Annotated in this window: 16 protein-coding genes; 10 read left to right on the top strand and 6 right to left on the bottom strand. The window is 63.0% G+C overall.

Annotated features, from left to right (window positions below):
- Positions 1 to 49 precede the first annotated feature (49 nt).
- Positions 50 to 4909 carry an NAD-glutamate dehydrogenase gene (locus ASF66_RS06675; RefSeq protein WP_056843214.1) on the top strand — a complete coding sequence of 1620 codons (4860 nt, stop codon included), beginning with the start codon at positions 50 to 52 and terminating at the stop codon, positions 4907 to 4909.
- 144 nt (positions 4910 to 5053) lie between these two features.
- Here ASF66_RS06675 and acnB read toward each other — a convergent pair whose 3' ends face one another.
- Positions 5054 to 7663, bottom strand: coding sequence for a bifunctional aconitate hydratase 2/2-methylisocitrate dehydratase (gene acnB, locus ASF66_RS06670; RefSeq protein ID WP_056843213.1), 2610 nt, complete (start codon positions 7661 to 7663; stop codon positions 5054 to 5056).
- A gap of 381 nt (positions 7664 to 8044) precedes the next feature.
- Here acnB and ASF66_RS06665 point away from each other — a divergent pair, with 381 nt between their 5' ends.
- Positions 8045 to 8524, top strand: coding sequence for a DUF1289 domain-containing protein (locus ASF66_RS06665; RefSeq protein ID WP_049860995.1), 480 nt, complete (start codon positions 8045 to 8047; stop codon positions 8522 to 8524).
- Between the two features lie 256 nt (positions 8525 to 8780).
- The gene (pdxB, locus tag ASF66_RS06660) at positions 8781 to 9923 is read left to right on the top strand and encodes a 4-phosphoerythronate dehydrogenase PdxB (protein ID WP_056843212.1); all 1143 of its coding nucleotides are present in this window, start codon (positions 8781 to 8783) and stop codon (positions 9921 to 9923) included.
- Between the two features lie 81 nt (positions 9924 to 10004).
- Here pdxB and ASF66_RS06655 read toward each other — a convergent pair whose 3' ends face one another.
- Positions 10005 to 10184: a PA1571 family protein gene (locus tag ASF66_RS06655; RefSeq protein ID WP_056843211.1), complete on the bottom strand. Its 180-nt coding sequence runs from the start codon at positions 10182 to 10184 to the stop codon at positions 10005 to 10007.
- A gap of 141 nt (positions 10185 to 10325) precedes the next feature.
- Between ASF66_RS06655 and ASF66_RS06650 the strand changes: the two genes are divergently transcribed.
- Positions 10326 to 12083 (top strand): ABC transporter transmembrane domain-containing protein, encoded by a 1758-nt coding sequence (locus tag ASF66_RS06650; protein ID WP_056843210.1) that lies wholly within the window; start codon positions 10326 to 10328, stop codon positions 12081 to 12083.
- A 34-nt stretch (positions 12084 to 12117) separates the two neighbouring features.
- Here the strand turns inward: ASF66_RS06650 and ppnP are convergent, their stop codons facing one another.
- Together ppnP and ASF66_RS06640 are read right to left on the bottom strand one after the other, a co-directional pair.
- Positions 12118 to 12399, bottom strand: a complete 282-nt coding sequence (ppnP, locus tag ASF66_RS06645; protein WP_056843209.1) for a pyrimidine/purine nucleoside phosphorylase — start codon at positions 12397 to 12399, stop codon at positions 12118 to 12120.
- Positions 12400 to 12471: 72 nt separating this feature from the next.
- Positions 12472 to 13014 (bottom strand): exonuclease domain-containing protein, encoded by a 543-nt coding sequence (locus ASF66_RS06640; RefSeq protein ID WP_056843208.1) that lies wholly within the window; start codon positions 13012 to 13014, stop codon positions 12472 to 12474.
- A 215-nt stretch (positions 13015 to 13229) separates the two neighbouring features.
- Between ASF66_RS06640 and ASF66_RS06635 the strand changes: the two genes are divergently transcribed.
- Entirely contained in the window at positions 13230 to 14057 is an 828-nt protein-coding gene (locus tag ASF66_RS06635; protein WP_442962750.1) for a substrate-binding periplasmic protein, read from the top strand.
- Between the two features lie 5 nt (positions 14058 to 14062).
- Here ASF66_RS06635 and ASF66_RS06630 read toward each other — a convergent pair whose 3' ends face one another.
- Both ASF66_RS06630 and ASF66_RS06625 read right to left on the bottom strand, forming a co-directional pair.
- A complete protein-coding gene (locus tag ASF66_RS06630) occupies positions 14063 to 14257 on the bottom strand; it encodes a DUF6316 family protein (protein WP_049860989.1) in 195 nt (64 codons plus the stop codon).
- Between the two features lie 96 nt (positions 14258 to 14353).
- Positions 14354 to 15730 carry a class II fumarate hydratase gene (locus ASF66_RS06625; protein ID WP_056843207.1) on the bottom strand — a complete coding sequence of 459 codons (1377 nt, stop codon included), beginning with the start codon at positions 15728 to 15730 and terminating at the stop codon, positions 14354 to 14356.
- 223 nt (positions 15731 to 15953) lie between these two features.
- Between ASF66_RS06625 and ASF66_RS06620 the strand changes: the two genes are divergently transcribed.
- The 5 genes from ASF66_RS06620 to ASF66_RS06600 all read left to right on the top strand — a co-directional run bounded on the left by ASF66_RS06620 (position 15954) and on the right by ASF66_RS06600 (position 20379).
- A complete protein-coding gene (locus ASF66_RS06620; RefSeq protein ID WP_056843206.1) occupies positions 15954 to 16493 on the top strand; it encodes a DUF2059 domain-containing protein in 540 nt (179 codons plus the stop codon).
- A gap of 14 nt (positions 16494 to 16507) precedes the next feature.
- Positions 16508 to 16804, top strand: coding sequence for a BolA family protein (locus ASF66_RS06615; protein WP_049860987.1), 297 nt, complete (start codon positions 16508 to 16510; stop codon positions 16802 to 16804).
- A 178-nt stretch (positions 16805 to 16982) separates the two neighbouring features.
- Positions 16983 to 17921 (top strand): oxygen-dependent tRNA uridine(34) hydroxylase TrhO, encoded by a 939-nt coding sequence (gene trhO / locus ASF66_RS06610; protein WP_056843205.1) that lies wholly within the window; start codon positions 16983 to 16985, stop codon positions 17919 to 17921.
- Positions 17922 to 17924: 3 nt separating this feature from the next.
- Positions 17925 to 18560 (top strand): DsbA family protein, encoded by a 636-nt coding sequence (locus ASF66_RS06605; RefSeq protein WP_056843204.1) that lies wholly within the window; start codon positions 17925 to 17927, stop codon positions 18558 to 18560.
- Positions 18553 to 20379: an ABC transporter ATP-binding protein gene (locus tag ASF66_RS06600; protein ID WP_056843203.1), complete on the top strand. Its 1827-nt coding sequence runs from the start codon at positions 18553 to 18555 to the stop codon at positions 20377 to 20379. The genes ASF66_RS06605 and ASF66_RS06600 overlap by 8 nt, the downstream gene beginning before the upstream one ends.
- The last annotated feature ends 39 nt before the right edge of the window (positions 20380 to 20418 follow it).

The raw sequence follows: 20418 nt of genomic DNA, 5'->3' as shown, positions 1-20418 counted from the left end.
TGACCTGCGACGCTTCACCCAATAACAAAGCCCAAGCGGAGTACCACAGATGGCGTTCTTCACCGCAGCCAGCAAAGCCGACTTCCAGCATCAACTGCAATCGGCCCTGGCTCAGCACATCAGCGAGCAGCAACTGCCACAAGTGGCGCTGTTCGCCGATCAGTTCTTTGGCATCATCTCGTTGGACGAACTCACCCAGCGTCGCCTCAGCGACCTGGCCGGCTGCACCCTGTCGGCGTGGCGCCTGCTGCAGCGCTTCGATCATGCCAAGCCGCAGGTGCGGGTCTACAACCCCGATTACGAACGTCACGGCTGGCAGTCCACCCACACCGCCGTCGAGGTGCTGCATCACGACCTGCCGTTCCTGGTGGACTCGGTGCGTACCGAGCTCAACCGCCGCGGCTACAGCATTCATACCCTCCAGACCACCGTGCTCAGCGTGCGCCGCGGCAGCCAGGGCGAGCTGCTCGAAGTGCTGGCCAAGGGTGCCCAGGGCGAAGACGTCCTGCACGAATCGCTGATGTACCTGGAAATCGACCGCTGCGCCAACGCCGCCGAACTCAACGTGCTCGCTCGCGAGCTGGAGCAGGTGCTGGGCGAGGTGCGCATCGCGGTGCAGGACTTCGAGCCGATGAAGGCCAAGGTCCGCGAAATGATCACCCTCGTGGAGCAGACCGCGTTCGCCAGCGACGAGCAGGAAAAGGGCGAGATCAAGGCCTTCCTCGAATGGTTGACCGACAACCACTTCACCTTTCTGGGCTACGAGGAATTCGTGGTCGATGCCGACGCCCAGGGCGGTCAGCTCAGCTACGACCCCGCGTCCTTCCTCGGCCTGACCCGGCTGCTGCGCGCCGGCCTGAGCAGCGAAGAACTGCACATCGAAGACTACGCCGTGCAATACCTGCACGAGCCGATGCTGCTGTCCTTCGCCAAGGCGGCCCATCCAAGCCGCGTGCATCGTCCGGCCTACCCGGACTACGTGTCGATCCGCCAGATCGATGCCGACGGCAAGGTGCTCAAGGAATGCCGCTTCATGGGCCTGTACACCTCGTCTGTGTATGGCGAGAGCGTGCGCGAGATCCCCTACATTCGCCGCAAGGTCGCCGAGATCGAACGCCGCTCTGGTTTCCATGCCAAGGCGCACCTGGGCAAGGAACTGGCCCAGGTGGTCGAAGTGCTGCCGCGTGACGACCTGTTCCAGACGCCGATCGACGAGCTGTTCAGCACGGTCATGTCGATCGTGCAGATCCAGGAGCGCAACAAGATCCGCGTGTTCCTGCGCAAGGACCCTTACGGCCGTTTCTGCTACTGCCTGGCCTACGTGCCGCGCGACGTCTATTCCACCGAAGTGCGGCAGAAGATCCAGCAGGTGCTGATGGACCGCCTCAAGGCCACGGACTGCGAGTTCTGGACGTTCTTCTCCGAGTCGGTGCTGGCGCGTGTGCAGCTGATTCTGCGTGTGGATCCGAAGAACCGCATCGACATCGACCCGCAGCAGCTGGAAAACGAAGTGATCCAGGCCTGCCGTTCGTGGCAGGACGACTACGCCAGCCTGACCATCGAAAGCTTCGGCGAGGCCGCCGGCACCAACGTGCTGGTCGATTTCCCGAAAGGCTTCCCGGCCGGTTTCCGCGAGCGCTTCGCGGCGCACTCGGCAGTGGTGGACATGCAGCACCTGCTGGCCCTGTCCGAAGCCCGCCCGCTGGTGATGAGCTTCTACCAGCCACTGGCGCAGAGCGGTGAACGCCAGCTGCACTGCAAGCTGTATCACGCCGACACGCCGCTGGCGCTCTCCGACGTCCTGCCGATCCTGGAGAACCTGGGCCTGCGCGTGCTCGGCGAGTTCCCGTACCGCCTGCGTCATCGCAGCGGCCGCGAGTACTGGATCCACGACTTCGCCTTCACCTACAGCGAAGGCTTGAATCTGGACATCCAACAGCTCAACGACACGTTGCAGGATGCTTTCGTGCACATCGTGCGCGGCGATGCCGAGAACGATGCGTTCAACCGGCTGGTGCTGACCGCAGGCCTGCCGTGGCGCGACGTTGCCCTGCTGCGTGCCTACGCGCGCTACCTCAAGCAGATTCGCCTGGGCTTCGATCTGGGCTACATCGCCAGCACCCTGAACAACCACACCGACATCGCCCGCGAACTGACGCGGTTGTTCAAGACCCGCTTCTACCTGGCACGCAAGCTGGCCGGCGACGACCTGGACGACAAGCAGCAGCGTCTGGAACAGGCGATTCTCACCGCCCTGGACGACGTTCAGGTGCTCAACGAAGACCGCATCCTGCGTCGCTACCTGGACCTGATCAAGGCCACTCTGCGCACCAACTTCTACCAGCCGGACAGCAATGGCCAGGTGAAGTCGTACTTCAGCTTCAAGTTCAACCCCAAGCTGATTCCCGAGTTGCCCAAGCCAGTACCCAAGTTCGAGATATTCGTCTACTCGCCACGGGTCGAAGGTGTTCACCTGCGCTTCGGCAACGTCGCTCGTGGTGGCCTGCGCTGGTCGGACCGCGAGGAAGACTTCCGCACCGAAGTGCTGGGCCTGGTCAAGGCGCAGCACGTGAAGAACTCGGTGATCGTGCCGGTGGGCGCAAAAGGCGGGTTCGTTCCGCGCCGCCTGCCCCTGGGCGGCAGCCGCGACGAGGTGCAGAACGAGGCGGTGGCCTGCTACCGCATCTTCATCTCCGGGCTGCTCGACATCACCGATAACCTCAAGGATGGCAGCGTCGTGCCGCCGGCCAACGTCGTGCGTCACGACGATGATGATCCGTACCTGGTGGTGGCTGCGGACAAGGGCACCGCGACCTTTTCCGACATCGCCAACGGCATCGCCATCGACTACGGTTTCTGGCTCGGCGACGCGTTCGCTTCGGGCGGCTCGGCAGGCTACGACCACAAGAAGATGGGCATCACCGCCAAGGGTGCCTGGGTCGGCGTGCAGCGGCATTTCCGCGAGCGCGGCATCAACGTGCAGAAAGACAGCATCACCGTCATCGGTATCGGCGACATGGCTGGTGACGTGTTCGGCAACGGCCTGCTGATGTCCGACAAGCTGCAACTGGTGGCGGCGTTCAACCACCTGCATATCTTCATCGACCCCAACCCGGAACCCGCCAGCAGCTTCGCCGAACGTCAGCGCCTGTACGACCTGCCGCGCTCGGCGTGGAGCGACTACGACACCTCGATCATGTCCGCCGGTGGTGGGATCTTCTCGCGCAGTGCCAAGAGCATCGCCATCAGCGCGCAGATGAAAGAACGCTTCGACATCAAGGCCGACAAGCTGACCCCGACCGAACTGCTCAATGCGCTGCTCAAGGCACCGGTCGACCTGCTGTGGAACGGCGGTATCGGTACCTACGTCAAATCCAGCGACGAAAGCCATGCGGATGTTGGCGACAAGGCCAACGATGCGCTGCGCGTCAACGGGAACGAGCTGCGCTGCAAGGTGGTGGGCGAGGGCGGCAACCTGGGCATGACCCAACTGGGGCGTGTCGAGTTCGGCCTCAACGGCGGTGCCACCAACACCGACTTCATCGACAACGCGGCGGGGGTGGATTGCTCCGACCACGAGGTCAACATCAAGATCCTGCTCAACGAAGCCGTGCAGGCCGGCGACATGACCGAGAAGCAGCGCAACCTGCTGCTGGGCAGCATGACCGAGGAAGTCGGCCATCTGGTGCTGGGCAACAACTACAAGCAGACCCAGGCGTTGTCGCTGGCGGCGCGCAAGGCCTATGAGCGCCTGGCCGAGTACCGTCGTCTGATGGCCGACCTCGAGGCGCGTGGCAAGCTCGACCGGGCCATCGAATTCCTGCCGACCGAGGAGCAGCTCAACGAGCGCGTGGCGAACAAGCAGGGCCTGACCCGGGCCGAGCTGTCGGTGCTGATCTCCTACAGCAAGATCGACCTCAACGAAGCGCTGCTGGCCTCGCCGGTACCCGACGACGTCTACCTGACCCGCGACATGGAAACGGCGTTCCCGCCGTCGCTGGTCAGCAAATACGCCGAGGCCATGCGCAGCCACCGCCTCAAGCGCGAGATCGTCAGCACCCAGATCGCCAACGACCTGGTCAACAACATGGGCATCACCTTCGTCCAGCGTTTGAAGGAGTCCACGGGCATGACGCCGGCCAGCGTGGTCGGCGCCTACGCCATCGTGCGCGACATCTTCCACCTGCCGCACTGGTTCCGCCAGATCGAGGCACTGGACTATCAGGTCTCCGCCGATGTGCAGTTGGCGTTGATGGACGAGCTGATGCGCCTGGGCCGTCGCGCCACCCGCTGGTTCCTGCGCAGCCGCCGCAACGAGCTGGACGCCGGTCGCGACGTGGCGCACTTCGGTCCGCACATCGCGGCGCTGGGCCTCAAGCTCGACGAACTGCTCGAGGGACCGACCCGCGAGCGCTGGCAGGCCCGCTACCAGGGCTACGTCGAGTCGGGCGTGCCGGAATTGCTGGCGCGCATGGTCGCCGGTACCAGCCACCTGTACACGTTGCTGCCGATCATCGAAGCATCGGATGTAACTGGTCAGAACGCCGCCGAAGTGGCCAAGGCGTTCTTCGCCGTGGGCAGCAAGCTGGACCTGACCTGGTACCTGCAGCAGATCAGCAGCCTGCCGGTGGATAACAACTGGCAGGCGCTGGCCCGCGAGGCGTTCCGCGACGACATCGACCTACAGCAACGGGCGATCACCATCTCCGTGCTGAAGATGCAGGATGCGCCTGGCGACGTCGAGGAGCGCCTGGATCTGTGGCTGGAACAGCATGAGGTGATGGTCAAGCGCTGGCGCGCCATGCTCGACGAGATCAAGGCGGCAACAGGGACCGATTACGCCATGTATGCGGTGGCGAATCGCGAGTTGATGGACCTGGCGTTGAGCGGGGGTGTGCAGGTCAGTTGAGGCCAGCGTTGATTTCTGCAGGTCCTTGTGGGAGCGGGCTTTTCCCGCGAAAGCGTCGGACCTGCTGACTGCGACATTTACCTCCACCCACAAAAAAACCCGTCAAATGACGGGTTTTTTTGTGCAGCTCATTTCAGCGTGGCATCAAGCCTGAACCACCGGAATGTTCGCATTGGCCGCGGCATCGCGGAACTCGGCGATCTGGTCGAAGCTCAGGTAGCGGTACACATCGGCAGCCATGCTGTCGATGCTGGCCGCGTACTCCATGTACTCCTCGACAGTCGGCAGCTTGCCCAGGATGGAAGCAACGGCAGCCAGCTCGGCGGACGCCAGGTACACGTTGGCACCGTCGCCTAGGCGGTTCGGGAAGTTACGGGTCGAGGTCGACACCACGGTGGAGTTGGGTTCCACGCGTGCCTGGTTACCCATGCACAGCGAGCAGCCCGGCATCTCCATGCGCGCGCCAGCCTTACCGTAGATGCCGTAGTAGCCTTCTTCGGTCAGCTGATGGGCATCCATCTTGGTCGGCGGTGACAGCCACAGACGGGTCGGCAGTTGGCCCTTGACCTTGTCGAGCAACTTGCCGGCAGCGCGGAAGTGGCCGATGTTGGTCATGCACGAACCGATGAACACTTCGTCGATCTTCTCGCCCTGAACGGTGGACAGCAGACGTGCATCGTCCGGGTCGTTCGGTGCGCACAGGACCGGCTCTTTCAAGTCGCTCAAGTCGATTTCGATGATCTCGGCGTATTCGGCGTCGGCATCGGCACCCAGCAACTCAGGGTTGGCCAGCCAGGCTTCCATGGCCTGGGCACGACGCTCCATGGTCCGCGCATCGCCGTAGCCTTCGCTGATCATCCAGCGCAGCAGGGTGATGTTCGACTGCAGGTACTCGGCGATGGCCTTTTCCGGCAGCTTGATGGTGCAACCGGCGGCGGAGCGCTCGGCCGAGGCGTCGGACAGTTCGAATGCCTGCTCGACGGTCAGGTCGTTCAAGCCTTCGATTTCCAGGATGCGACCCGAGAAGGCGTTGATCTTGCCTTTCTTCTCGACGGTCAGCAGGCCTTTCTGGATGGCGTAGTACGGAATCGCGTGGACCAGGTCGCGCAGGGTGATGCCTGGCTGCATGGTGCCTTTGAAGCGCACCAGCACCGACTCGGGCATGTCCAGCGGCATGACGCCGGTGGCGGCCGCGAAAGCCACCAGGCCGGAACCGGCCGGGAACGAGATGCCGATCGGGAAGCGGGTGTGCGAGTCACCACCGGTGCCGACGGTGTCCGGCAGCAGCATGCGGTTCAGCCAGCTGTGGATGATGCCGTCGCCTGGACGCAGGGACACGCCACCGCGGGTGCGGATGAAATCCGGCAGGGTGTGGTGGGTGGTCACGTCGATCGGCTTTGGATAGGCCGCGGTGTGGCAGAAGGACTGCATGACCAGATCGGCCGAGAAACCCAGGCACGCCAAGTCTTTGAGTTCGTCGCGGGTCATCGGGCCAGTGGTGTCCTGGGAGCCGACGGTGGTCATCTTCGGTTCGCAGTAGGTGCCGGGACGCACGCCCTTGCCTTCGGGCAGGCCGCAGGCCTTGCCGACCATCTTCTGTGCCAGGGTGTAGCCCTTGCCGGTGTCGACCGGGGCTTCGGGCAGCTTGAACAGATCGGTCGGGCCCAGGCCCAGCTCGGCGCGTGCCTTGTCGGTCAGGCCGCGGCCGACGATCAGCGGGATACGGCCGCCAGCGCGGACTTCGTCGAGCAGTACGGGGGTCTTGAGTTCGAAGGTGGTGATCACCTCGTCGCTGTCGTGCTTGCAGACTTTACCCTGGTGCGGGTAGAGGTCGATCACGTCGCCCATGTTGATGTTCGACACGTCGAACTCGATTGGCAGGGCGCCGGCGTCTTCCATGGTGTTGTAGAAGATCGGAGCGATCTTGGTGCCGAAGCAGAAACCGCCGGCACGCTTGTTCGGCACGTACGGGATGTCGGTACCGAAGAACCACAGCACCGAGTTGGTGGCCGATTTACGCGACGATCCGGTACCGACCACGTCACCCACGTAGGCCACGGGGTAGCCGTCGGCGTACATCTGGGCAATCTGCTTCATCGGGCCGATCGAGCCCTGGACGTCGGGCACGATGCCTTCGCGGGCCATTTTCAGCATGGCCAGGGCGTGCAACGGGATGTCCGGGCGCGACCAGGCGTCAGGCGCCGGGGAGAGGTCGTCGGTGTTGGTTTCGCCGGTGACCTTGAAGACCCGCAGGCTGATCTTGTCGGCCAGGGTAGGACGCTTCTTGAACCACTCGCCATCGGCCCAGGACTGCAGCACGCCTTGAGCGTGGGTGTTGCCGTTCTTGGCTTTTTCCGCGACGTCGTGGAAGGCATCGAACATCAGCAGGGTGAACTTGAGCTGTTCGGCAGCCACCGGCGCCAGGGTGGCGTCGTCGAGCAGTTCGACCATGGTGGCGATGTTGTAGCCGCCCTGCATGGTGCCGAGCAGTTCCACGGCACGCTTGCTGTCGATCAGCGGGGAGGTGGCTTCGCCCTTGGCCACGGCGGAAAGGAAACCGGCCTTGACGTAGGCGGCTTCGTCCACCCCTGGTGGTACGCGGTTGGTGATCAGGTCGACCAGGAAGGCTTCTTCGCCGGCGGGAGGGTTCTTCAGCAGCTCGACCAGGCCTGCGGTTTGTTCGGCGTTAAGCGGCTGGGGCACGATACCCTGGGCGGCACGCTCTTCGATGTGTTTGCGATAGGCTTCAAGCACAGTTATTACCCTCATCAGTGGTCCCGGAAGGGACGCTCATCCAGGGAATGCCTGCATCCATGCGCACGGACTTTTCGGCCGTTCAGCCAGGAGGGCAGGTATTCCTTACAGAAGCTGTTTTCAAAGTTTTACGCCTGTAGAAGGGAAAACTGATGAGGGCTGGCACCGGATGAACGGTGCCAACACCCTTCTACTGGATCGACTGTGCTCGTGACGCTTTGAAAACAGCTTCCAATGGACATTGGCGCCTAAAAAGGCTGCATGATTCTACGTTAATTCGCGCAGGAAGTTAAGTTAAGCCCCACGATTTCTGGGGTGACCCCTGTTAGACAAAGGACTAACATGCGCCCGGTGTTCCACCGTCCAGTGTGCCGATTCGCCATGTCCAACCATTCCATCAAGACGCCCTGCGTGGGCCTGTGCTCGACAGTGTACGGGGACCTCGTGTGTCGTGGCTGCAAGCGCTACCACCATGAAGTCATTCACTGGAACGGCTACGACGAAGCGCAGAAACGCGCGGTGTGGGTGCGGCTGGAGCAGTTGCTCGTGCAGGTCATGGTGGCCAAGCTGGAAGTGTTCGACCCCTTGAAGCTGCGCCAACAACTGGAACAACGCAAGATACGTTTCGTCGAGCGGCAGTCGGAGTACTGTTGGGCTTACCAGCTGATTGCCCGTGGAGCCCGGGTGATCAACAACCTGGAAGCCTATGGCCTGGTGCTGTTGCCCGAGTTCCGCGACTGGGATCTGCCACAACTGCGCGATGCCATCGATCGGGAGTTCTTCATTCTGTCGGAGGCGCATTACCAGCGCTATATCGCGCCATCGTTCGTGCGCGAGCTGACCGAACAGCGCATTATCTGAAGCTGACTCCGTGGCGATGCCTTCGCGGGCAGAGACCCGCTCCCACAGGGACCGCGCTCGCTCTTGCGTGGGAGCGGGTCTCTGCCCGCGAACAGGTTACCCCGCTCCCACAGGGACCGCGCTCGCTCTTGTGTGGGAGCGGGTCTCTGCCCGCGAACAGGYTACCCCGCTCCCACAGGGACCGCGCTCGCTCTTGTGTGGGAGCGGGTCTCTGCCCGCGAACAAGCTACCATCACTCTATATTTCTGGATACCCCATGCTCATAGTCGCCGACGAAAACATCCCGCTGCTCGACGCTTTCTTTGAAGGTTTTGGAGAAATCCGTCGCTATCCCGGCAGGTCGATCGATCGCGCGGCGGTTGCCGAGGCCGACGTTCTGCTGGTGCGCTCGGTGACCCAGGTCAACCGCGCCTTGCTTGAAGGCAGCCCGGTGCGCTTCGTCGGCACCTGCACCATCGGCACCGACCATCTGGATCTCGACCACTTCGCCGAGGCCGGCATCCGCTGGGCCAGCGCGCCGGGCTGCAATGCCCGTGGTGTGGTCGACTACGTGCTGGGCAGCCTGCTGACCCTGGCCGAGGTCGAAGGGCTGCCGCTGAGCGGGCGTTGCTACGGCATCGTCGGTGCCGGGCAGGTCGGCGGGCGACTGGTCCAGGTACTACGTGGGTTGGGCTGGGACGTGCGGGTGTGTGATCCCTTGCGCGAGGCCGGCGAGGGCGGTGACTTCGTCAGCCTGGAACACATCGTCGAGCACTGCGACGTGATCAGCCTGCACACGCCGCTGACCCGCAGCGGCCCTCATCCGACCTGGCACCTGTTCGACGAAGCGCGTCTGCGCGCCCTCAAACCGGGCACCTGGCTGATCAATGCCGCGCGCGGCCCGGTGATCGACAACGTCGCACTACGTCACGTCCTGCTGGCGCGCGAAGACCTGCAAGCGGTACTCGACGTCTGGGAGCGGGAGCCTGCGGTCGATCGCGAACTGGCCGACTGCTGCGTGATCGGCACGCCGCACATCGCCGGCTACAGCCTCGACGGTCGCCGCCGTGGCACGGCGCAGATCTATCAAGCCTTGTGCGAGTTCCTCGGGCGCAATGCCGACGTGCAGTTACAAGACCTGTTGCCCAAACCCTGGCTGGGAGAGGTGAACCTGAGCGCCGACACCGATCCGGACTGGGCGCTGGCCATGCTGTGCCGCGGTGTCTACGACCCCCGTCGTGATGATGCCGATTTCCGCCGCAGCCTGGACGCGGACACCGATCGGCAGCGACTCGCCTTCGACCAGTTGCGCAAGCATTACCCACCACGCCGCGAGATCGAAGGCCTGCGCGTACGTATCGACGGCCCGGCACCTGTGCTCGAACGCATCGTCGCCGCCCTGGGTGCGGTCCTGGTTTAGCCGAGCCCTAGAAACACGAACCCGGCCGTCTGTCATTTCTGTCAGGGCCGGGTTTGTAAGGCAGTGAGACGGGTGGTTCGATCAGACGTTGCCGGTGGGTTTGACGACGTGCTCTTCCAGCTCGCGACAGGCTTCCTGCACCATGTCTTCGGTAATGGGCACTTCTCGGCCCTGCTCGTCGATGATCGAACCACCGACGGGCTCATGGGGATGCACCCGTACCACTTCGATGCTTTTCTGCGTGTCGTCATGCGAGCTCATGGCCTGTCTCCTCTTCAGGTGTTTGCGCCGTTTGTTACGGCCTGCTTCCTAGCTGACTTTGTGCGATTCATGGAGTTCCACTGTAGTCGATCCCGCGTCCGGGTGTAGGCTTGTGGACCCTCTGAATACGGATCATCCCCCTTGCAGCTATTGTCTTCAAGTCAACGTCGTGGCCTGCGCCTGGCGTGGCGTTTTGTACGCCCTTATCGATGGCAGGCCATCGGCGCGCTGCTGGCGTTGCTGGTCACCGCCGGTATCACCCTGTCCATGGGGCAGGGCATTCGGATGCTGGTCGACCAGGGCTTCATGACCCAGTCCACGCATCTGCTCAACCGCTCCATCGCGGTGTTCATGGTGTTGGTACTGGCCCTGGCGACGGGGACCTTTGCGCGGTTCTACCTGGTGTCCTGGATCGGCGAGCGCTGTGTCGCCGATATCCGCAAGCAGGTCTTCGATCATCTGATCCACCTGCACCCGGCGTTCTACGAGAACAACCGCAGCTCCGAAATCCAGTCGCGGCTGACCACCGACACGGCCTTGCTGCAATCGGTCATCGGCTCGTCGCTGTCGATGTTTCTGCGCAACCTGCTGATGGTGATCGGCGGCGTGGTGCTGCTGTTCATCACCAATCCCAAGCTCACCAGTATCGTGGTAGTCGCCTTGCCGCTGGTGCTGGCGCCGATCCTGATGTTCGGTCGCCAGGTGCGGCGTCTGTCGCGACAGAGCCAGGATCGCATCGCCAACGTCGGCAGCTACGTCGCCGAAACCCTGACCCAGATCAAGACGGTGCAGGCCTACAACCACCAGGGCGAGGACCAGCGACGCTTCGCCGTGACCGTGGAGCAGGCTTTCGACACGGCCAGGCGGCGCATCGTCCAGCGCGCCTGGTTGATTGCGCTGGTGATCGTGCTGGTGCTGGGCGCGGTGGCAGTGATGCTGTGGGTGGGTGGCATGGACGTGATCGGCGGACGCATTTCGGCCGGCGAACTCGCTGCGTTCGTGTTCTACAGCCTGATCGTCGGCAGCGCCTTCGGCACCCTCAGTGAGGTCGTCGGTGAACTGCAACGCGCCGCTGGCGCTGCGCAACGGATCGCCGAACTGTTGCAGGCGCGCAGCGCGATTCAGCCGCCCACCGAGGGCTTGCAGCAGTTGCCGTCTCGGGTGACCGGCGCGTTGGCCTTGGAGGAGGTGGTTTTTGCCTACCCGACGCGGGAGGACGCACCGGCCATCCGGGGCATGAGTCTGACGGTTCGGCCGGGTGAGACCCTGGCATTGGTCGGGCCTTCCGGCGCCGGCAAGTCGACGCTGTTCGAACTGTTGCTGCGGTTCTACGATCCGCAGCAGGGCCGTCTGCTCATCGACGATATCGACATGCGCCAGCTTGACCCGCAGGACCTGCGTCGACATTTCGCCATCGTCTCGCAAACACCGGCGCTGTTCTTCGGCAGTGTCGAGGACAATATCCGCTATGGTCGCGCCGACGCCACCGCCGAGCAGGTCGAGACGGCTGCGCGCATTGCCCATGCCCATGATTTCATCGTGCAGCTGCCGCAGGGCTATCAGACACCGCTTGGCGATGCCGGCATGGGACTTTCAGGCGGACAGCGCCAACGCCTGGCGATTGCTCGGGCCTTGCTGGTCGACGCGCCCATCCTGTTGCTGGACGAAGCCACCAGTGCCCTGGACGCGCAGAGCGAACACCTGATCCAGCAGGCCTTGCCTACGTTGATGCAGGGCCGCACGACGCTGGTCATCGCCCACCGTCTGGCGACGGTGCAGAACGCCGACCGCATTGCCGTGATTGATCAAGGATGTCTGATGGCGCTGGGGACCCACGCCGAGCTGGTGGCCAGCAACCCACTGTACGCGCGCCTGGCGCACCTGCAACTCGGTCGCTAGAGCGGACGGCCCCCAGGGCTGGGGGCCGGAATCATCAACGGTACTGGCAGAGGTAGGCGGTTTCCACTTCCACGGTCAGCTGAAACTTGCTGTTGGCCGGTACATCGAACTGGCTGCCGGCGGTGAAGGTTTGCCAGTCGCTGGCATCGGGCAGCTTGACCGTCAGGGCGCCGGATACCACGTGCATGACTTCGCTCTGGGCCGTACCGAATTCATACTCGCCCGGCGCCATGACGCCAATGGTGGCGGGGCCGTCAGCCTCGGTGAAAGCGATGGACTTGACGGTGCCGTCGAAGTATTCGTTGACCTTGAACATGAGTCGGTTCCTTGCGAAAGGGGTGGAAAGGGCTGGCCAGTATGCCCAAGCCCTGGCAGGCCGTCATCCGCTTTACGGCGCCAGCACCATTGGCAGCAGGCGCGCGGTGTTGCGCGCGTCTTCCAGGGCCCGGTGCTGCTGGCCGCTGAACTGCAGGCCGGCCAGTTGCAGAGCGCTGGTCAGGCCCAGCGGGCGCGGCAATTGGCGGGCCTTGGCGAAGCGCTGCTTGAGATTGATGTGCGGCACCCGCGCCAGCACGCTCTCCAGGTTGTGCTGCTGCCAGTCCTGCAGCAACTGCAGGCGGTCATAGTCGCCCCAACTGACCCAACCCTGCAGTTGCCCTCGATGAGGCGCCAGCCACTGCTCGAAGCTTCTCCAGACCTGAGTCAGGACCGCTGCAGCGTCCACGTCCGCCTGGCCGATGTGCGTCAGCTCGCGGCAGAACGGCGTCAGACTGGGGCGGCGCACCGGTTTGACGAACCGCTGGAAGTGGTCGACCTCACTGCCATCGCGGTTGACCAGGCTCGCACCGATCTCGATGATTTCCATTTCGGTGACCGGCCAACCACCTTCGTCGGTGGTGGCTTCCAGATCGATGACCAGCCAATGCGGCATACCAGGCTCCCAGGCACATGCGCTTAGAGGCTAGAGCGCAAGTCGGTGCAAAGAGTTCCGGGATCCCTGAAACAGGGGAACAGGGCGGATCGTTACAGGCGGCGGCTGGCAGGGGCGAAGGTGTCGAGGGCACGTACAGGGTTTAGCAGTTGTCAGCCCGACGTAAAACCCCTAGCGTACGTGCTTCGCAAAACGGCTGGTGAGGGTTCTCTGTCTTGAAGTACGGTTATCTTAAGGCGGCCCTGCCACGTCTGTTGCTGGCTGGATGGGCCTTTTGGGTTCTGGGCGCGCAGGCGGCCCAGGAAGTGCGTGTCGGCGCCGCTCATTTTCCACCCTATGTCGTGCACCCCGAACAAGGGAGCGACGAAGGCCTGCTGCCCCTGCTCATCGATCAGCTCAACCAGGTGCAGACCAACTGGCACTTCGTTCTGGTGCCCACCTCGATCGCTCGACGGTATCAGGACTTCGAGAAGGGCAGGGTCGACATGGCGATGTTCGAGAACCCACTGTGGGGCTGGCAGCGCATCAAGCACAGCGCGGTCGATCTGGGGCTGGAAGATGCCGAGGTCTTCGTGGCGCTCAAGGACGGCAATGATCAGGAGGTTTTCGACGACCTGAATGGCAAGCGCATGGCGTTGTTCTACGGCTATCACTATGCATTCGCGGATTTCGACGCCAACCCGCAGTACCTGTTGCGCCGCTTCAACGCCGTATTGACGTATTCACATGAAAGCAACCTGATGATGATCGTGCGCAAGCGTGCCGACATTGCCTTGGTAACGCGGTCGTTCCTGGCGGATTTCATCGCTCACAATCCGGAGGTCGGCTCGCAGTTGCTGGTCTCCCAGCGAGTCGATCAGATCTATCGGCACTATGCGCTGTTGCGCCCCGGTGCGCCCATCACGGCCGAGGAGTTCACCGCGCTGATGCAGCAGATGCATGCCAGCGGCAGACTGCAGCCCATCTTTACACCCGCCAAGGTAGCGGTACTGGAGCAACCCGCCCGTCGAGTTGCAGTGCGTCAACCGGCCGCCAAGCCCTGAGGGGGTCAACGGTAGGATTGGCGTCCTGATACGCGGATGACGTAGGCCCGGCTCTCGCGCTCTGCTTCCTCGCGAGTTGCGAACGGGCCTTCGAGGGTGTTTTCCCGCGTGCTGAAAAAGTAGAAGCCGTTGACCGTACTGAACCGTTCGGCACGAAAGTGCGTGGTTTCAACGAGGTCCTGCGCACGCTTGCCGAACATGATGGGAATCCTGTGTAGGGTTCGATCTTTGACGTGGATCAAGTGTGTCCACCGCTGGCGCCATCGAGGAAGTACGAAGGCGCTGGCGGCGAGAGCTTAAAGCATTTCTTCGGGTCGCACCCACTGATCGAACTCGGATTCGCTCAGGTAACCCAGCGACAATGCGGATTCGCGCAGGGTCAGGCCTTCAGCGTAGGCCTTCTTGGCAATCTCGGCGGCTTTATCGTAGCCAATGTGCGGATTGAGCGCCGTGACCAGCATCAGCCCGCGCTCGAGGTGCTCGCCCATCTGCTGCGCATCCGGTACCAGGCCTGCCACGCAGTGCTCCTGGAAATTGCGGCAGCCATCGGCAAGCAGCTTGATCGATTGCAGCAGGTTATGGATGATCACCGGCTTGTAGACGTTGAGCTGCAGGTGACCCTGGCTTGCGGCAATCCCGATGACCACATCGTTGCCCATGACCTGGCACGCCAGCATGGACAGCGCCTCGCACTGGGTTGGATTGACCTTGCCGGGCATGATGGAACTGCCTGGTTCATTGGCAGGCAACTTGATCTCGGCCAGTCCTGCACGAGGTCCGGAGCCCAGCAGACGGAAGTCATTGGCCAGTTTCATCAAGGCCACGGCGAGGGTCTTGAGTGCGCCCGACAAGCTGGTCAGGGCCTCATGGCCAGCCAATGCCGCGAACTTGTTCGGCGCGGTGACGAAGGGCAGCCCGGAGAGCGCCGCCAGTTCGGCGGCGATCGCTTCGCCGAAACCTTTGGGTGCATTGAGCCCGGTGCCCACCGCCGTACCGCCCTGGGCCAGCTCGCATACCGCGGGGAGGGCGTTGCGGATGGCCTTCTGTGCGTACTCCAGCTGTGCCACATAGGCCGAGACTTCCTGGCCGAAGGTGATCGGCGTGGCGTCCATCATGTGCGTGCGACCGGTCTTGACCAGTTGCATATGTCGCCCGGCCAGTTCGGCCAGGCCCTCACCCAGCACGGCGATCGCCGGCAATAGATCGGCGTGCACGGCCTGGGCGGCAGCGATGTGCATGGCGGTCGGGAAGCAGTCGTTGGAACTTTGCGAGCGGTTGACGTGGTCGTTGGGGTGCACTGGCAACTTGCCGCCACGCCCCTTGCCGGCCAGTTCGTTGGCCCGACCGGCAATCACTTCGTTGACATTCATGTTGCTCTGGGTGCCGCTGCCCGTCTGCCAGACCACCAGAGGAAACTGATCGTCATGCTCGCCGGCGAGCACTTCGTTGGCGGCCTGCTCGATCAATCGGGCGATATCGGCCGGCAGATCGCCGTTGCGATCGTTGACCCGCGCGGCGGCCTTCTTGACCAGCGCCAGGGCGTGCGAAACCGGCAGCGGCATGCGTTCCTCGCCGATGGCGAAATTCACCAGCGAACGCTGGGTCTGGGCGCCCCAGTACGCCTCTTCAGGAACTTCGACCTGTCCCAGGCTGTCTGTTTCGATACGACTCATGCTGTTTATGCTCCTTGTTGTCGATCTCGCGTCACACCCCGACGATGCACGGGCGGGTCTTGCTGCGGTTCACCGGCAGCCTTGGCTGTTAGGGTACGCGCCCAGCTTCAGGTTCCATGAAACTGTAAGTGCCGTTCGTAGCCCGGGGTTGAGTGACGCACGAACATGAGCGCAGAATGATCGTTTCTGGGGTTCTACCTCGCCTGCTAGATAAGGAAACTCGATGACTCGTTTTCGCGCCATCTGCACCGCGGCTGTTCTCGTCTGTGCCAGTGGCCAGGTCCTTGCCGACACCGCCAGCCACAACGCCAGCGCCGAAGCCTTCCTGATGATGGCTCATGCGGACAAGCTGGGTACACCGGTGTACATGCAAGTACAGCAAATGTTCGCCCAGCGCTTCGAGCAGACCAAGGCACCGGCCAGCAAGCAGGCCACCCTGGAAACCTACCAGGCCAAGGCCAACGCCGCGCTGGATCAAGCCATCGGCTGGCCGAAGCTCAAGCCCGACATGGTCAAGCTGTACACCAGCAACTTCTCCGAGCAGGAGCTCAAGGACCTGGTCAAGTTCTACCAGTCGCCACTGGGCAAGAAAGTCCTGGAAAAAATGCCGGCCGTGACCCAGCAGTCCGCCCAGCTGACCCAGCAGAAGCTGGAAAGCGCGGTACCCGTGGTCAACAACCTGCTGGCTGACATGACCAAGGAACTGGACCCACAGGGCGCTGCCAAGGCTGCTGCCGGTGCGGCCAAGCCTGCGAAGCCATAACGGAGTCGCTGGCGATGTCGATGAAGGAACGCATCGTGTCCACGCTGCAGATGCTGCAACCCGAGCATCTTGACGTGCTCGACGAGAGCCATATGCACAGCCGTGGCACCGAGACGCACTACAAGGCGGTTCTAGTCAGCGAACGTTTCGCCGGCCTGAACAGTGTCAAGCGCCACCAACTGGTGTATGGCACGCTCGGCGAGCTGATGGGCGAGTTCCATGCCCTGGCGTTGCATACCTACACGCCGCAGGAATGGGCGCAGGTCGGTGCTGCACCGGCGTCGCCCACCTGCGCCGGCGGTGGGCGCTGAGCCCTGAGCACTGGGCTTCGAAACTTGCTAGAATCCAGAACCCGCCAGCGGCATGCCGCTGGCGGGTTTTTTCATTCAGGTACCCTTGAAACCTGTTCCCCGACCTGTCTCGTGACTTGTCACCTGAAAACATACCGGTCCGGCCCTTGCGCGGTCGACCACCTGGAGCGTTTTACCCATGACCCAAGCTATCGTCGTGGCGGCACTGTACAAGTTCGTCACCTTGGAAAACTACGTCGAGATGCGTGAGCCGCTGCTGCAGGCCATGCTCGACAACGGCATCAAGGGCACCCTGTTGATTGCCGAAGAAGGCATCAACGGCACGGTGTCCGGCACCCGCGAGGGTATCGACGGGCTGCTGGCCTGGCTCAAGCTCGACCCGCGCATGGACGACATCGACCACAAGGAGTCCTACTGCGACGAACAGCCGTTCTATCGCACCAAGGTCAAGTTGAAGAAAGAAATCGTCACCCTTGGCGTACCCGGTGTGGATCCCAATCGTACGGTCGGTACCTACGTCGAGCCACAGGACTGGAATGCGTTGCTCGACGATCCTGAAGTCCTGCTGATCGATACCCGCAACGACTACGAGGTCGCCATCGGCACCTTTCAGGGCGCCGTGGACCCCAGGACCGCGTCGTTCCGTGAGTTCCCCGACTACATCAAGGCCCACTTCGACCCCGCCGTGCACAAGAAGGTCGCGATGTTCTGCACCGGCGGCATCCGCTGCGAAAAAGCCTCCAGCTACATGCTGGGCGAAGGGTTCGAAGAGGTCTATCACCTCAAGGGCGGCATTCTCAAATACCTGGAAAAGGTGCCCCAGCAGGAAAGCAAGTGGGAAGGCGACTGCTTCGTCTTCGACAATCGCGTCACCGTACGTCACGACCTCAGCGAAGGCGACTACGACCAATGCCATGCCTGCCGCACACCGATCAGTGTCGAAGACCGTGCCAGCGATCACTACCTACCAGGCGTCAGTTGTCCGCATTGCTGGAACAGCTTGAGCGAGAAGACCCGCAAGAGCGCCATTGATCGTCAGAAACAGATCGAACTGGCTCGCGCGCGCAATCTGCCGCACCCTATCGGGCACAATTATCGCAAAGCCGCTCAGGACTGAGTCATGTCGCGCAACCGCCTGATCTACGTGATGGACCCGATGTGCTCCTGGTGCTGGGGCTTCGCCCCCGTGGCTCAGGCCCTGATCGATCAGGCCGAGGCCGCAGGGGTCAAGACCCATATCGTGGTGGGCGGGCTGCGCAGCGGCGGCGCGGCGTTGGAACCCACCACTCGCGATTACATCGTCGAGCACTGGCACGCCGTGCATGAGGCGACCGGTCAACCCTTCACGTTCGAAGGGGCCTTGCCAGCAGGCTTCGTCTACGACACTGAGCCGGCGTGCCGAGCGATCGTGGCGGTCCGCGAGCTGGCGCCCGACCTGGTGTGGCCGTTGGTCCAGCTGATCCAGCAGGCGTTCTACACCGAGCGCCTGGACGTAACCCAGCCAGCGCAACTGGCCAGCCTGGCCGAGCGGGCAGGGGTGCCGCGCATCGAATTCGTCGAGGCATTCGACAGCGATCACAGGGTGCGGGCCACCCAGGCGGATTTCGCCTGGGCGCAGGGGTTGGGCATTGCAGGTTTCCCGACTCTGCTCGCCGAGCGAGAGGGTCAGCTGGCCTTGCTGACCAATGGTTATCGACCGCTGGCCGAGCTGTCGCCGCTGTTGGCCCGCTGGCTGGAACGTGCTGCCCATGCATGACCGCCCCGGCCCCGTCGGGGAGACAGGTTTACACGGGGCGGCAGACCGCCTGAGCTGGGGTGAAATTCGCCGCCTGGCCCTGCAGCACAAGCGGGCACTATGGACCGCCAATGGGGTAGCCGTGCTGGCCACCCTGTGCAGCGTGCCGATTCCGCTGCTGTTGCCGTTGCTGGTCGATGAAGTGCTGCTCGGTCATGCCGGCAGTGCCACACGGTGGATGAGCCAGGTGCTGCCCAGCGCCTGGCAGATCCCCGTCGGCTTCATCGGCTTCATGCTGGTGGTCAGTTTCACCCTGCGCTGCGGCGCGTTGCTGTTCAACGTCGTGCAGGCGCGGCTGTTCGCCGGATTGGCCAAGGACGTGGTCTATCGCTTGCGATTACGCCTGATCGAGCGGCTCAAGCGTATCTCGCTCAGCGAATACGAAAGCCTGGGCAGCGGGACCGTCACCACGCACTTGGTCACCGACCTGGACACCCTCGACAAATTCGTCGGCGAAACCTTGAGTCGCTTTCTGGTCGCCATGCTGACCCTGGCAGGCACTGCGGGCATCCTGATGTGGATGCATTGGAAACTGGCCCTGCTGATCCTGCTGTTCAACCCCTTGGTGGTGTACGCCACGGTAGTACTGGGCAAGCGCGTCAAGCACCTGAAAAAACTCGAGAACGACAGCACGGCGCGCTTCACTCAGGCGCTCAGCGAAACCCTGGACGCCATTCAGGAAGTGCGCGCCAGCAATCGTCAGGGCTATTTCCTGGGGCGGCTGGGCCTGCGGGCTCGCGAGGTCCGCGACTTTGCCGTCGCGTCCATGTGGAAAAGCGACGCATCGGGCCGCGCCAGTGCGTTGTTGTTCCAGTTCGGCATCGACATCTTCCGCGCCGCTGCGATGCTCACGGTGCTGTTCTCCGACCTGAGCATCGGTCAGATGCTGGCAGTGTTCAGCTACCTCTGGTTCATGATCGCGCCAGTCGAACAACTGCTGAACCTGCAATACGCCTACTACGCGGCAGGCGGGGCACTGAACCGGATTAATGAATTGCTCGCCCGTGCCGATGAACCCAGGTATGAGGGCGGCAGCGATCCGTTCCGCGACCGCGAGACGGTGGGTATCGACATTCGTGGCCTGAGCTTCGCCTACGCCGAAGAAAAGGTACTGGACCGCCTGGACCTGTCCATAGCGGCCGGGGAAAAGGTCGCCATCGTCGGCGCCAGCGGAGGCGGCAAGAGCACTCTGGTGCAGTTGCTGCTCGGGCTCTATACGCCACAGGCGGGAGAAGTGCGCTTCGGTGGCGCGCTGCAGCAGGCCATTGGCCTTGAGACCCTGCGCGATAATGTCGCGGTGGTGCTGCAGCATCCGGCACTGTTCAACGACACCATTCGCGCCAACCTGACCATGGGGCGCGACGCCGGTGACCAGGCGTGTTGGGACGCCTTGCGGATCGCCCAGTTGGACGGCACGGTACGGGACATGCCGCAGGGGCTGGACAGCGTCGTCGGCCGCTCGGGCGTGCGTCTTTCCGGAGGTCAGCGACAGCGTCTTGCGATTGCGCGGATGGTGCTCGCCGAGCCCAAGGTGGTCATCCTCGACGAGGCCACTTCGGCACTCGATGCGGCCACCGAGTACAACTTGCACCAGGCCCTCGGGCGCTTCCTGCGAGGACGCACTACAGTGATCATTGCCCACCGGTTGTCTGCGGTGAAACAGGCCGACCGCGTGCTGGTGTTCGACGGCGGTCGGATCGCCGAAGATGGCGACCACCAGCAACTCATCGCGGAGGGCGGGTTGTATGCGCGTCTGTACGGTTATCTGCAGCAGGTTTGATTCGCCCCTGGCGTCACGACGAGCTATGGAAAAAACATT

It is taken from the genome of Pseudomonas sp. Leaf129 (assembly GCF_001423465.1).
GTDB classification, from domain to species: domain Bacteria; phylum Pseudomonadota; class Gammaproteobacteria; order Pseudomonadales; family Pseudomonadaceae; genus Aquipseudomonas; species Aquipseudomonas coleopterorum.
This window is presented reverse-complemented; position numbering and strand designations above follow the sequence as displayed.

Bases quoted from the DNA above. Each gene is read 5' to 3' on its own strand.
- ASF66_RS06675 (WP_056843214.1), top strand. From the start codon at position 50: ATGGCGTTCTTCACCGCAGCCAGCAAAGCCGACTTCCAGCATCAACTG.
- ASF66_RS06665 (WP_049860995.1), top strand. From the start codon at position 8,045: ATGTCCAACCATTCCATCAAGACGCCCTGCGTGGGCCTGTGCTCGACA.
- pdxB (WP_056843212.1), top strand. From the start codon at position 8,781: ATGCTCATAGTCGCCGACGAAAACATCCCGCTGCTCGACGCTTTCTTT.
- ASF66_RS06655 (WP_056843211.1), bottom strand. From the start codon at position 10,184: ATGAGCTCGCATGACGACACGCAGAAAAGCATCGAAGTGGTACGGGTG.
- ppnP (WP_056843209.1), bottom strand. From the start codon at position 12,399: ATGTTCAAGGTCAACGAATACTTCGACGGCACCGTCAAGTCCATCGCT.
- ASF66_RS06640 (WP_056843208.1), bottom strand. From the start codon at position 13,014: ATGCCGCATTGGCTGGTCATCGATCTGGAAGCCACCACCGACGAAGGT.
- ASF66_RS06630 (WP_049860989.1), bottom strand. From the start codon at position 14,257: ATGTTCGGCAAGCGTGCGCAGGACCTCGTTGAAACCACGCACTTTCGT.
- ASF66_RS06625 (WP_056843207.1), bottom strand. From the start codon at position 15,730: ATGAGTCGTATCGAAACAGACAGCCTGGGACAGGTCGAAGTTCCTGAA.
- ASF66_RS06620 (WP_056843206.1), top strand. From the start codon at position 15,954: ATGACTCGTTTTCGCGCCATCTGCACCGCGGCTGTTCTCGTCTGTGCC.
- ASF66_RS06615 (WP_049860987.1), top strand. From the start codon at position 16,508: ATGTCGATGAAGGAACGCATCGTGTCCACGCTGCAGATGCTGCAACCC.
- trhO (WP_056843205.1), top strand. From the start codon at position 16,983: ATGACCCAAGCTATCGTCGTGGCGGCACTGTACAAGTTCGTCACCTTG.
- ASF66_RS06605 (WP_056843204.1), top strand. From the start codon at position 17,925: ATGTCGCGCAACCGCCTGATCTACGTGATGGACCCGATGTGCTCCTGG.
- ASF66_RS06600 (WP_056843203.1), top strand. From the start codon at position 18,553: ATGCATGACCGCCCCGGCCCCGTCGGGGAGACAGGTTTACACGGGGCG.